12 protein-coding genes and 1 tRNA gene are annotated in these 13,765 nt (G+C 34.5%); 2 read left to right on the top strand and 11 right to left on the bottom strand.

The features are described 5' to 3' along the window. Positions 1-6 precede the first annotated feature (6 nt). Complete coding sequence (locus ACODSB_RS19780; RefSeq protein ID WP_488938287.1) at positions 7-204, top strand: hypothetical protein; 198 nt, start codon at positions 7-9, stop codon at positions 202-204. Positions 205-263: 59 nt separating this feature from the next. Here the strand turns inward: ACODSB_RS19780 and ACODSB_RS19785 are convergent, their stop codons facing one another. Next, complete coding sequence (locus ACODSB_RS19785) at positions 264-464, bottom strand: YqaE/Pmp3 family membrane protein (RefSeq protein WP_205720334.1); 201 nt, start codon at positions 462-464, stop codon at positions 264-266. 316 nt (positions 465-780) lie between these two features. Between ACODSB_RS19785 and ACODSB_RS19790 the strand changes: the two genes are divergently transcribed. After that, on the top strand, positions 781-1,899 hold the full coding sequence (locus ACODSB_RS19790) for an IPT/TIG domain-containing protein (protein WP_488938288.1): 1,119 nt from the start codon (positions 781-783) through the stop codon (positions 1,897-1,899). Between the two features lie 101 nt (positions 1,900-2,000). On the opposite strand, the gene ACODSB_RS19795 is transcribed toward ACODSB_RS19790, so the two are convergent. The 10 genes from ACODSB_RS19795 to mraY form a co-directional block, all read right to left on the bottom strand. Beyond that, positions 2,001-2,074 (bottom strand) — tRNA-Arg (locus ACODSB_RS19795). An 80-nt stretch (positions 2,075-2,154) separates the two neighbouring features. Further along, positions 2,155-2,604: a GatB/YqeY domain-containing protein gene (locus ACODSB_RS19800; protein WP_053472100.1), complete on the bottom strand. Its 450-nt coding sequence runs from the start codon at positions 2,602-2,604 to the stop codon at positions 2,155-2,157. 269 nt (positions 2,605-2,873) lie between these two features. After that, positions 2,874-4,856 carry a cell division protein FtsZ gene (gene ftsZ, locus ACODSB_RS19805; RefSeq protein WP_180859928.1) on the bottom strand — a complete coding sequence of 661 codons (1,983 nt, stop codon included), beginning with the start codon at positions 4,854-4,856 and terminating at the stop codon, positions 2,874-2,876. 92 nt (positions 4,857-4,948) lie between these two features. Continuing rightward, positions 4,949-6,355: a cell division protein FtsA gene (ftsA, locus tag ACODSB_RS19810; RefSeq protein WP_488938289.1), complete on the bottom strand. Its 1,407-nt coding sequence runs from the start codon at positions 6,353-6,355 to the stop codon at positions 4,949-4,951. Positions 6,356-6,361: 6 nt separating this feature from the next. Beyond that, a complete protein-coding gene (locus ACODSB_RS19815; RefSeq protein ID WP_488938290.1) occupies positions 6,362-7,084 on the bottom strand; it encodes a cell division protein FtsQ/DivIB in 723 nt (240 codons plus the stop codon). After that, the gene (gene murC / locus ACODSB_RS19820) at positions 7,071-8,420 is read right to left on the bottom strand and encodes a UDP-N-acetylmuramate--L-alanine ligase (protein ID WP_488938291.1); all 1,350 of its coding nucleotides are present in this window, start codon (positions 8,418-8,420) and stop codon (positions 7,071-7,073) included. The genes ACODSB_RS19815 and murC overlap by 14 nt, the downstream gene beginning before the upstream one ends. A 208-nt stretch (positions 8,421-8,628) precedes the next feature. Continuing rightward, the gene (gene murG, locus ACODSB_RS19825; protein ID WP_488938292.1) at positions 8,629-9,714 is read right to left on the bottom strand and encodes an undecaprenyldiphospho-muramoylpentapeptide beta-N-acetylglucosaminyltransferase; all 1,086 of its coding nucleotides are present in this window, start codon (positions 9,712-9,714) and stop codon (positions 8,629-8,631) included. Positions 9,715-9,751: 37 nt separating this feature from the next. Then, entirely contained in the window at positions 9,752-11,071 is a 1,320-nt protein-coding gene (locus tag ACODSB_RS19830) for an FtsW/RodA/SpoVE family cell cycle protein (RefSeq protein ID WP_488938293.1), read from the bottom strand. An 88-nt stretch (positions 11,072-11,159) separates the two neighbouring features. Continuing rightward, entirely contained in the window at positions 11,160-12,491 is a 1,332-nt protein-coding gene (gene murD / locus ACODSB_RS19835; RefSeq protein WP_256637025.1) for a UDP-N-acetylmuramoyl-L-alanine--D-glutamate ligase, read from the bottom strand. Beyond that, positions 12,492-13,724, bottom strand: a complete 1,233-nt coding sequence (mraY, locus tag ACODSB_RS19840) for a phospho-N-acetylmuramoyl-pentapeptide-transferase (RefSeq protein ID WP_056204827.1) — start codon at positions 13,722-13,724, stop codon at positions 12,492-12,494. It abuts the gene before it with no gap. Positions 13,725-13,765: the final 41 nt, after the last annotated feature.

Consider the following 13,765-nt stretch of genomic DNA (forward strand, 5'->3'; position numbering starts at 1 on the left):
AAAACCATGGAGAACAAAAACAATGTACCAGTATTTACTTTTAGTATTGTAGCCATCATTTTAGGCGTGGCGCTGTATAAGCAATTTGACTTTGAAACACTAAAATTTGAAAAACCGGCGCTGGCTATTGTTTATAGTATTGTTTTTGTGTTTTCAATTATTGTTTTGATTAAAGCCTTTAGAAAAAAACGATCTGAGAAGTAACTAAGCTTTAAGATTTTCACGTTCCGTTCAAAAGAAAAACTTTGAAAGTAAAAGTTTGTTTACCTGGCTCTCGTCGCTTTTATCAATTTCTCATTGCGTTTATCTGCTCTTGAATTTTGTAAAGAAATCACAGCCCAAATCGCAGCGGGAATCCAGCCAATCAAAGTTATCTGCAGAATTAAACAGATAATAGCAGTAAAAATTTTTCCCCTCAATAAAAAAGAAAGGGACGGAAAAAATATTGCAATTAGTGTCATCATAAATATTATTGTTTTTTGTTATTGATCTCAACTTTCAATATTACAAAGTTTTTCTTAAACCAATAAAAAAAGCCTGCAAAATTTATATTATACAGGATTTTAATGATGTCTATTTTGCTATTTTAAATTTAATATCACTATTGATTAGAACCGCGTCCCCGTCAATTCATCAAACTAGCGAAAACCTATGAGATGTGTATTAATTAGGAAGTTTTAGTGCTATTGAAGCGATATTTAGCAACGTTGAACCAACCACTTTGCAATAATATTTTATACCTTCCGAAAAAAATCAACAATTAAAAACCAAACATACCGAATGAAACATTTTTTTTCAATTATAGCACTATTTATTTTAATTAGCTGTTCAAGTCCTAATACGGAAGAAGTTCAAATTCCAGATCCAACAATTCAAAGCACTTCTACTAATTCAGCCAATATAGGTGATACTATTATAATTAATGGACAAAATTTCGACCCAAATTCAACTTATACTGTTACATTTAATGGTATGAATGGTCAAATTACTCAAATTACCTCAAGTACAATAAGTGTTATAGTTCCAGCTGGTACAACTTCTGGCCAACTTCTATTAAATGCAAATGGTGTAAAAGTTAATGCAGGTTATATTTCTATAATTGGTCAAAATCGTCTATTCGCATACAAAGAACGTGGAGAAATTGTTGAATTAAATTCTACTACAGGTGTAGAAACAAAAGCCTTATTATATGCTACAGGATCTGATTATTTTACTCAATTAGAATATTTTGCTCCAACAAATGAAATTATTGGACAAGGATTTGCTTCAAATAATGGGAGTAATAAATACATTTTTTTTAAAGTAAAACTTGCAGACAAAACGATAAAAGAAATTACTTACAAAGGTTATGACCAATTGATAGTAACAACAACAGGAAAATTATATGGGTACATATTATATAAAGGCATTATTGAATTAAATCCAAATACAGGTTCTGAAATTGGAAGCTTAATAAATACAGGAAGTGATCAAATTTATGGGTTCATTTACAACCCTCAAACAGATGAAATAATAGGAGATAAAGATCTACTAAACGGTAACCATAAACTTTGCAAGATAAAGCTTTCTGACAATTCAGTAACTGAAAATATTTATTACGGCTATGACGAATTAATTCCTGCAACTAATGGAAAATTATATGCCTTTAGAGCAACTAAAAGAATAGTTGAACTTAATCCTGCTACTGGTACAGAAATCAAAACTTTAAAAAGTATTACTGACGAACATATAAGTAATCTAACTTATTACCCACAAACAAATCAAATAATTGGAAAGAAAATCATTTATAATAATGGAATTCCCACCTATAAACTTTTAAAATTAAACCTAACAAATAATTCATTATCTGAAAATAGCATTCTTAAGAATGATTACAGTTTTTTTATTGTAACAGATTAAAGCAACCGTAGCTGTTACACCTTTATAAAAGTAAAAAATCACTACAGGATTTTCGAAACATAAAAAAGCCTGCAAAATATATATTTTGCAGGCTTTTTTAGTGACCGCGGAGGGGTTCGAACCCCCAACCCTCAGAGCCGAAATCTGATATTCTATCCAGTTGAACTACGCGGTCAAATATTTAAAATTCAATTTTTTTTAAATCCCAAATTCCAATCTTAAACTTGGAATTTGGAATTTAAATATTGGAATTTACTAAGAAAGTAATTTTTTCACAATTGTAGAAATTGTTTTTCCTTCAGCAGTTCCGCCTAATTGAGCAGAAGCTAATCCCATAACTTTACCCATTGAAGCAATTCCTGAAGCTCCGGTTTCAGCGATAATTTTTGCAACTACAGCTTCTACCTCTTCTTCACTTAACTGTGCTGGTAAAAACTTCTCGATTACCGCAACCTGAGCCAATTCTGGTTCAGCTAAATCAGGACGGTTTTGTTCTGTAAAGATTCTTGCACTTTCTTTACGAGTTTTAACTAATCTTTGAAGTAATTTAATTTCTTCATCTTCTGATAATTCTTCTTTAGATCCAGAAGCTGTTGAAGCTAATAATAATTCAGATTTAATTGCTCTTAAAGATTCTAATGCTACTGTATCTTTTGCTTTCATGGCAGTTTTAATCTCTTCCATGATTTGTGTTTGTAAACTCATCTTTTATTTTTTTATTTGAATAAGCTAGTGCTTATAAATTGATATTTCAATTGAAAATCGCTCTCACTTTTTATAATAATAAACTTTTGTCAGGCTGAGCGAAGTCGAAGCCCTTTCCGATAAAAAACCCTTCGACTTCGCTCAGGATGACAATATTGATTTTATTTATTACTTTTTAAGTCAAATTTCTAAATTCTGTGCGAAGATAAAAAAAATAACCCGAAAATTAAATCCAATTTTCGGGCTATCCTAATATTATGATTGTAAAATTAATCTACGTTGTCGTGCAAAAATGAATTGTTTGAACGCAATTGCAAATCGTTGTTACTATCTGTTCCAACCGAAATTCTTGAATTTGTATTGTTTGATTGAGAATTCGATAAATCGATTCCTAATCTTTTATAAGCCGGCTCTTTTTCCAACTCATCGATTCTTGAAACGTTATTGTGGAATTTATAATTAAATTCTTTTAGTTTCTTTCTTCTTTCTTCAGCTCTTAAACGAAGTGTTTCCTCAATTGTTAATTCCATTGGAGAAACTTCTGAAGTTGTTGTAAAATCAGGCTGACTTGCAAAATCAACTCTTGGTTTTAAAGTAATGTTCAATTCCTCAGGAACTGTATCTTCGATCACTTTTTCAACTGGTTTAGAAGCTGTTAATTCGTTTTCAACTTCCATATATTCTTCTAACGAATATTTGATAATTCCGTTATCCGAAAGTTCTGTTACCGGAACAAATGAAACTGGATCGTTTACTTTAATATTACGAGTTTCGTTTGTTAACTCAAACATGATTTTATTTTCCTGCTCTGCAGCTGGCTCTCTTCTCACTTCTGGCTCAGATTTGAAAAGTGGTAAATCAAATGAAAAAGTAGTTTGTTCTTCTCTCTCAAAAGTTCTTTGCTGTTGTACAGGTTTTACTTCCTGAACAACTGCTGCCGGAGTTGAAATTTTAAAATCAATATCTGTAATTGGCGAAACGATTTCAAAAGTCACGTCAAGGTTTTTAATAAACTCAGACATCACTACCAATTCTTCCTGATTAATTGTTGGCGTTGTTACCGGCGCAACTGGAGTTTGAATTACGGGAGCAACCGTATCTTCCATTAAATCAAAAACTACTTTGTCTTCTGTTTTTGCAATTGGTGTCTCTGCATTTAAATCAAAAGAAGTAAGTGGTCTGTTTGTTAAATTATGAACAGATCTTTGCTCATCTTCTAAAGTGTGAATGATTTTTTTAGGCTCCGTATTAACGATTTCGTTTTGTTGTTCAACGTCAAAACCAGTCGCAATAATAGTTACAGCAATAGCTTCACCAAGAGTTTCGTCTTCACCAACTCCCATGATAATATTTGCGTTGTAACCTGCTTCTGCCTGAATGTGATCATTGATTTCTCCGATTTCGTCAAGCGTTATTTCGTTAGATCCAGAAACGATAAGCAACAATACGTTTTTGGCTCCTGTAATTTTATTGTCATTTAATAATGGAGAATCTAATGCAGATACAATCGCATCTTTTGCTCTGTTTTCTCCTTCTGCCACAGCAGATCCCATAATAGCCGTTCCGCTGTTTGCCAAAACTGTTTTAGCATCGCGTAAATCGATATTTTGAGTATAGTGGTGCGTGATTACTTCAGCAATACCTCTAGAGGCTGTTGCTAAAACTTCATCCGCTTTTGAGAACCCTGCTTTGAAACCAAGATTTCCGTAAACTTCTCTTAATTTATTATTGTTGATTACAATTAAAGAGTCAACTTGTTTACGTAATTTTTCGATTCCCAATAAAGCTTGCTCCTGACGCACTTTCCCTTCAAACTGAAACGGAATTGTCACGATACCTACTGTAAGGATCTCTCTTTCTTTTGCTAATTGTGCAATTACGGGAGCGGCACCTGTACCGGTTCCTCCACCCATACCTGCAGTAATAAATACCATTTTAGTACCACGGTCTAACATTTTTTCAATGTCGGCGATACTTTCAATAGCAGACTGCTGTCCTACATCAGGATTTGCTCCTGCTCCTAAACCTTCTGTTAAATTCATACCTAACTGAATTTTGTTAGGTACTGAACTATTTTGCAATGCTTGTGAATCGGTATTACAAACGATAAAATCTACACCTTTAATGCCTTGCTTAAACATGTGGTTAATCGCGTTACTACCACCTCCACCTACACCTATTACTTTGATTACATTTGATTGATTTTTCGGTAAATCAAATGAAATACTTCCAAATTCTGAGTTGCTCATCATCTTTTTGGTTTTTGAAATTCTTATTTAGTACATTTTTTACTTCTTGACTTGGGGCAAAAAGTAATCCTTTTCTCTTTTTATTCGGCTTATATTTACTCAGCGTTGTCTAAAAAATCTTTGATTTTATCGACGTATCTATCAAAAAATGATCTTCTTATTTTTGTTTCTGTAGATTCTGCTGCAACCTTTGTCGTTTTCACTTCTCTTTGCTCTTCAAAAGTTTCTACTTGTTCAACGTAGTTTTCTTCAACTTCGTATCGCTGCACCGGCGGAGGAACGTTTCTATAAACAACTTTTGGCTGTTCGTTTACTACTTCCATTCTAATCGCGCTTTGTGTGCTGTTCTCGATGCTGTTCATTACTAATCCAACTGCTGTCGCAAATAACGGACTTGAAATTTCTTCGCTTGAGTTTCCTGCTAAATGCTCGTTTGGATATCCTATTCTGGTATCCATCCCAGTAATATATTCCACTAATTGTTTAATATGTTTTAGCTGAGCTCCACCACCTGTAAGAACAATTCCTGCAATTAATTTTTTGCGGGGATCTTCGTGTCCGTAAGCTTTGATTTCTGCAAAAACCTGCTCTACAATTTCCACTACACGGGCGTGAATAATTTTAGATAAGTTTTTAAGCGAAATCTCTTTTGGCTCTCTGCCTCTTAAACCAGGAATAGAAACAATTTCGTTGTCTTTATTTTCTCCCGGCCAAGCTGATCCGAATTTTATTTTTAAAAGCTCTGCTTGTTTTTCAATAATCGAACAGCCTTCTTTAATATCATCTGTAATTACATTTCCTCCAAAAGGAATTACAGCGGTATGACGAATAATTCCGTCTTTAAAAATGGCTAAATCTGTAGTTCCACCACCAATATCGATAAGCGCAACTCCAGCTTCTTTTTCTTCCTGACTTAAAACTGCATCTGCCGAAGCTAATGGTTCTAATGTCAATCCTGATAATTCGATTCCTGAACTCTGAATACATCTTCCAACGTTTCTGATTGAAGAAGCCTGTCCAACTACAACGTGAAAACTAGATTCTAATCTTCCGCCATACATTCCGATTGGTTCTTTTATTTCAGACTGTCCGTCGATTTTAAATTCCTGCGGCAGAACGTGAATAATTTCTTCTCCCGGTAACATCGCCAGTTTATTTACCTGATCGATTAAAAGCTGAATATCTTTTTCGCCAATTACTTCTTCCGGATTGTTACGGCTGATGTAATCTGTATGCTGAATACTTCTGATGTGCTGTCCGGCGATACCCACTACAACATCTTTTATTTTGTAACCTGAATTGTTTTCTGCTTCAAGTATTGCTTGCTGAATCGATTGAATAGTCTGCGTAATGTTGTTTACAACACCTCTCGCAACACCTAAACTTTTGGATTTACCAATACCCAAAATTTCAAGTTTGCCATATTCGTTCTTCTTGCCTATCATGGCAACTATTTTTGTCGTTCCAATATCTAGACCTACTGCAATGTTATCTTTTTCCATTTTCTATTATTTTGTGCAAACTACTTGTTCCGTAAACCTAAGGTCAATCTTGCTGTATTTATATAACGAACTATCTAAAACTGCTTTTTGAAAAAACGCTTTATAGTTTCTAAATTTTTTATCAACATTCATTGTACGACCAAAATCTATGAAGTAATCATAGTTTCGGTTAAACATTTTTAGGCTGCCATTAGGCATAATTTGTATCGCAATGATGTTTTTTTTCAAAAACGCATCGTCGTAAATTGTGCGAAATAAAGTAGCTAAATCTTCGTTATTTTTTTCATTTATTGCCCCTGAAACAAGAGGAACTCGCGCCGTAAAATTATCTGACAAGGGCATTTTATTTCCCTCATAGTCAATATAAAAAGAGCGATCACCATCATAAACTCGCGCTATTGGTGTCTTCTGTTTTACTACCGCTTTTAGAACACCGTCGATACTTACAAAAACATCTGACTTCTCAATCATGTCTTGCGTATCAAGGTTTTTTTCTATCTTATTCAAATCTACTTCATCTTTTCTAATACTGGAAGCGTCCCTTTTATTTTCTATCAACAATTTATTAACTATTTCCGGTTTTACAAAAAGCGTATTTTCTCCTACAAAAACAACCATAGATTTTTTCAATTTTCTATCTCCATTTCGATGTTGTGCGAAAGAATATAAAAAAAGAACAAGCCCTAAAATGAGTACTAATCGAATATTTGTCCAATTAAATATTTTCATTCAGCATTTTTTTAATTGACGGTACCATTTCACCAATATCACCAGCTCCTATTGTTACAATTATTGGCGCATCACTGGCTTTAATCTGCGCTAATAAATCTTCTTTTGCAACAATTTTTTTGTTCGAATTGGTCATTTTATCCAACAGCCACGCCGATGTAATCCCTTCCATCGGTAATTCGCGTGCCGGATAAATATCCATTAAAAACACTTCGTCAAACTGAGATAAGCTTTCGGCAAATCCATCGGCAAAATCCCTTGTTCTGCTGAACAAATGCGGCTGGAAAATCGCCAAAACTTTACGTCCCGGATATAATTCCCTAACTGCTTGATGAACAGCATTTATTTCTGTTGGATGATGTGCATAATCATCTATATAAACTAATTTTTCAGATTTAATCTGATATGAAAAACGTCTTCTGATTCCATTAAACGAGGCAATAGCTTTTGCGATGGCATCGGTTGGGGTACCATAAGTTTTTGCCATCGCAATAGCCATTAAACCATTCATAAGATTGTGTTTTCCTGGCAGCCCAAAATGAAGGTCTTTTATAATTTCTGATGGCGTCTGCACGTCAAAAACATAACTTCCATCTTCAATTCGAACATTATATGCTTTGTATACAGCATCTTCATTTATAGCACATTGAACTCCGTCAAGAGGCAATTCTTTAGTTATAAATAATTTGCTTTTATCTTCAACTTTCGAAGCAAACTCCACAAACGAAGCTTCAATAGCATCACTTGTTCCGTAAATATCCAAATGATCAGCGTCCATTGAGGTTACGCAGGCAATATTTGGGTGTAAATGCAGGAACGAACGGTCAAATTCGTCGGCTTCTACAACGGTTACCGTTTTTCCGGTTCCAATTAAATTAGAATTATAATTCTCTACAATTCCGCCCACAAATGCTGTAACATCTGAACCGCTTTCGTATAGAATATGTCCTAAAATACTTGACGTTGTTGTTTTACCGTGTGTTCCAGCAACTGCGAAACTAAAAGTATCCTTAGTGATAATCCCTAAAACCTCGGCACGCTTTTTAATTTCGTAATTTCTTTCGATAAAATAATTCCATTCTGAATGTGTTTTTGGAACTGCAGGTGTAAAAATCACCAGCGTATTTTCTACATAATAATCAGACGGAATTAAACCAATATTGTCTTCAAAATGAATATCAATACCACTTTCAATTAATTCACTTGTCAGCATTGACGGTGTTTTATCGTAACCTGAAACTTGTTTCCCGATATATTTAAAATAACGGGCCAAGGCACTCATTCCGATTCCTCCGATGCCAATAAAATAAACGTTTTGTATTTGATTTAAATTCATTTTGATTCTTGCTTTAAGCATTATGCTTTAGACTCTAAGCCTTTAAACTTTCTCCTTTAATTCTATTTTAAGACTTTTCTACTGCTTTTAATCCCATAAAAAACTAGTAATTAAGCCTTTGTGTTTTTCTTGTTCTTATTTGACCAAATTGCCTAAAATAACGTTGCGCAATTCTCCAAATGTTTCATAATTTTTATAAAAAGTTATATTATAACAACTTTTTAATTTCTTCTACAATTACTTTTGTCGCATCTGGTTTTGCCAGTTTTTTAATATTTGCGCTCAATTGTTTTTGTTTTCCATCATCTTTCAGCAGCGCTTCAAAAACAATGCTAAACTCGCTGTCTAGTTCAGTTTCTTTCAACAAAATCGCACCTTTAGCCTCTACAATGGCCTGTGCATTTTTTGTTTGATGATCTTCAGCTACATTTGGTGACGGAATAAAAATTACCGGTTTCCCTACAATGCATAATTCTGAAACTGATGATGCTCCTGCTCTTGAAATTATCACATCTGCGGCAGCGTAAACAAAATCCATTCTTTCAATAAAATCAACAACTCTTACGTTTTGCTGATTGTGTTTTTTATAATCTTCAAAATATAATTTTCCGCACTGCCAGATAATTTGAACATCCTGCGAAAGAAAATTTGACAATTCTTTTTCAATTAACTGATTGATTCTTCTTGCGCCTAAACTTCCGCCCAGAACAAGCAATGTCTTTTTATCTGGATCTAAACCATAAAAAGCAATTGCTTCATCGCGTTTATTATCAATATCTATTAAATCCTGACGAACCGGGTTTCCTGTCAAAACGATTTTATCTTTAGGAAAAAATCGCTCTAAATTTTCATAGGCCACACAAATTGCATTTGCTTTTTTGCTTAGCAGTTTGTTTGTGATTCCCGGAAAAGAGTTCTGTTCCTGAATTACTGTTGGAATCCCTGCTCCTCCTGCTGCCTGTAATAATGGTCCGCTGGCAAAACCTCCCGTTCCTATTACAACATTTGGTTTAAATTGTTTGATGATTCTTCTTGATTCTAACAAACTTGTTGCTAATTTTAGAGGAAACATCATATTTTGCAAGGTTAATTTTCTTTGTAAACCAGCAATCCAAAGACCTTTTATTTCGTAACCTGCCTGAGGTACTTTCTGCATTTCCATTTTATCTTTGGCACCTACAAAAAGAAATTCAGCGTCAGGAAATTGTAATTTTAATTCATTTGCAATAGCAATTGCAGGATAGATATGCCCACCTGTTCCGCCTCCGCTTAGTATGAATTTATACTTTGTCATATCTCGTAATAGTTATCGTTAAACTATTTATCCTTTATTATTTGTTTAAAACTGCATTCATCGGATTTCTTGAATTATCCTGAATTGAATACATCGCTTCTTCTTCGTAAATTTCTTCTCTTTCATCAACCGGCAGATCTTCTTCTGCCAATTCTTTATCTATTAATCTTTGAAGTGCTTCTTTTCTTCTTTCTTTTTCTTCTTGTTCTTCGGCGATTTCTTCGTCTTTCTTGGTTACACTAATGATAATTCCAAGTGAGAAACAAGTCATCCAGATGGAACTTCCTCCAGAACTTATCAGCGGAAGTGTCTGTCCTGTTACCGGCAGCAATTCTACTGCAACAGCCATATTAATCATGGCCTGAAATATCATCGGAAATCCGAGGCCGACAACGACTAATTTTCCGAATAATGTATTGGCTTTATGTGAGGCGATTACAAATCGGAACAATAACAATAAATAGAGAACTAATATTGAAACTCCGCCGACTAAACCATATTCTTCAACTACAATGGCATAAATAAAATCGGAAGATGATTGTGGTAAAAAATTCTTCTGAACGCTTTTTCCCGGCCCTAATCCGCCTAATCTTCCAGATGCAATTGCAATTTTTGCTTTTTCAATTTGATAGTCATCTTCATCCGGTTTATCTGTGGTAAAGTTCATAATACGACTTTCCCAAGTTGATACCCTGCTAAAGAATCTTGATTCTGGAAATGCTTTTGCTACCAATAAGAAAAAGGCTAACATCGCAACTCCTGACCCAATGATAAAAGCAATATATTTTAATGGATATTTACCAATAAATGTCAGCATCATTACCATCGCAAAAATCAACGCGGTGGTCGAAAAGTTGGCTGGTAATATCAATGCCAAAGTGATAAATACCGGAACCCAAAGCTGAACAAATGAGGTTTGAAACGGCTCATTTTCTTCTTTGGTTTTTGACAAATAACGGGCTACATAAATAAATAATACGCTTGCCGCTAATGTTGATGTTTGAAACGTAATTCCAATGAACGGTACCTGAATCCATCGACTTGCATTTGCTCCTGCAATTACAGTTCCTTTCAACAAAGTATACAATAACAACAGCCAAACAACAGGAAGTGCAATTTTTGAAATCGCTCTAAAATAATGATACGGTACTTTGTGAACCCAGTAAATAATCATGAAACCGATGCAAACGTGTGCCAAATGTTTTACCAGATAACCCAATGTATTTCCGGTTCCATGACCGATATACGCCAGATTACTACTCGCACTAAAAACAGGCATAAACGAAAACAACGCCAATAAGGCCACGAATGACCATATTACCCTATCTCCTTTTAGTTTGTTAACTAGCTCCTTCATTGTTGTTTTGTTTCAGGTTTCTTTTGTTTCAGGTTTCATGTTTCATCTTCGAACTTGAAACATGAAACATGAAACTTTAAACTATTTTCTACAAGTTATGCACTGCTTGCTTGAATTGTTTTCCACGATCTTCGTAGTTTTCGAATAAATCGAAACTTGCGCAGGCTGGAGACAATAAAACAGCGTCACCTTTTTCAGTTAATTTTTGAGCTGTTTTTACAGCGTCGTTCATATTATTCACTTCAACCATAATATCAACAACATCACCAAAAGCGCTAATAATTTTATGGTTATCAACTCCAAGACAGATAATGGCTTTTACTTTTTCACGAACCAATGGCATTAATTCGTTGTAATCGTTTCCTTTATCAACTCCACCTACAATCCAAACAGTTGGAACATTCATACTGTCTAAAGCAAAGAAAGTAGCGTTTACGTTTGTTGCTTTAGAATCGTTGATGTATTGTACATTCTGGATTTTTAATACTTTTTCTAAACGGTGTTCAACACCTTGAAAATTAGATAAACTTTCACGAATTGTTGCATTTCTAATTTGCATCAATTTTGCTACAGAGCTTGCTGCCATTGCGTTTTTCATATTATGTTTTCCTTCTAACGCAATGTATTCTGTTTCCATTGTAAACTCTTCTTGGTTGATCTTTATTTCCATTTTGTTGTTATTTATAGAAGCTCCTTCGTCAAAACTTTTTGTCAGAGAAAAAGGAATTAATTTTGCTTTTGTTTTGTTATTTTTTAACCATTCTGCGCTTGCCTCGTCGTCTGCATCGTAAATGAGATAATCGCTTTCGGTTTGGTTCATTGTTATTCGGAACTTCGAATTGATATAATTTTGATATTTATATTCGTATCGATCTAAATGATCCGGACTGATGTTTGTTATTATCGCTATATCCGGCCTATATTCTATTATTCCGTCTAACTGAAAACTGCTTAATTCAAGAACGTATGCATCGAATTTATTTTCGGCTACCTGCCAGGCGAAACTCTTTCCTATATTTCCTCCCAAACCTACATTGAGTCCGGCCGATTTAAGCAAATGATACGTGAGCATTGTTGTTGTTGTTTTACCATTACTTCCGGTAATTCCAATTGTCATTGCTTCTGTATAAGGGACGGCAAATTCGATTTCCGAAATTACTTTTACTCCTTTTTCAATCAACTTTTTAACTATTGGAGATTTATCTGGAATTCCGGGGCTTTTCATCACCACATCAGCATTTAGAATCAAATCTTCCGTATGCTGTTCTTCTTCCCAAGCAATTTTATTAATGATAAGAACTTCTTTATAGCTTTCTTTTATCTTTCCAAAATCAGATACAAAAACATCGTAACCTTGTTTCTTTCCGAGAATGGCGGTTCCAACCCCACTTTCTCCTCCTCCTAATACCACTAATCTCATTTATCTTAATTTTAAAGTAACGATTGATAATATGGCTAACATTACAGCAACAATCCAGAAACGGGTCACAATTTTACTTTCGTGATATCCTTTTTTCTGATAATGATGGTGCAATGGCGACATCAGGAAAATTCTTCGGCCTTCGCCAAAGCGTTTCTTCGTATATTTAAAATAAGTCACCTGAATAATTACTGAAGCACTTTCGGCAAGGAAAATTCCGCAGAATAAAACAATCAATATTTCTTTACGAACTGCAATAGCTAAAACGGCAATGATTCCTCCAATGGTCAAACTTCCTGTATCTCCCATAAATACGGATGCCGGAAATGAATTGTACCAAAGAAATCCAATTAAAGCTCCAACAAAAGCAGATATAAAGACGGTCATTTCTCCCGAATTGGGTATGTACATTATATTTAGATAGTTGGAGAAAATGATATTTCCTGAAACGAATGTAAATATTCCTAGTGCGAGTACCGAGACTGCGGAAGTTCCGGCTGCGAGACCATCGATTCCATCTGTTAAATTTGCTCCGTTTGAAACTGCTGTGATAATAAAAATTACAACCGGAATAAATACCAGCCAAGCCCATTTTTCATACCCGTCTCCCATAAATGACAGGACTTCGGCATAATCAAATTCATTATTTTTTACGAAAGGAATTGTGGTTGCTGTCGATTTTTCTTCAACTGGTGCAGGCAAAACTACCGTTGTACTCACATTTGATTTAAAAACATCTGTACGACCTGTATCTGTTCTTACTGTCACGGCTGGATTAAAATATAGAACTGCTCCAACTATTATCCCAAGACCAACCTGACCAATTACTTTGAAAATTCCTTTTAGCCCTTGTTTGTCTTTTTTGAATATTTTGATATAATCGTCAACAAAACCAATAGTTCCCATCCATAATGTAGTTACAATAAGCAATACGATATAGATATTATGAAGCCTTGCAAATAGAAAAACCGGAATTAATGTGGCAAAAATGATGATTAATCCTCCCATTGTTGGCGTACCAGCTTTCTCGTTTTGACCTGCTAAACCAAGTTCACGAACTGTTTCCCCAACTTGCTGGCGGCGCAAAAAGTTAATCACCCTTTTACCATAAATAGTTGACAAAAGCAATGAAAGCATAAATGCTAAAGCCGATCTAAAAGTGATGTACTGGAATACTCCTGTTCCTGGTAAATCTAATGTTTTGTCAAAATATTCAAATAAATAGTACAGCATATTTTTCTATTTTTTAAATTCCAATTTTGAATGAAATTCCA

The sequence above is a fragment of the Flavobacterium sp. FG68 genome (assembly GCF_057808895.1).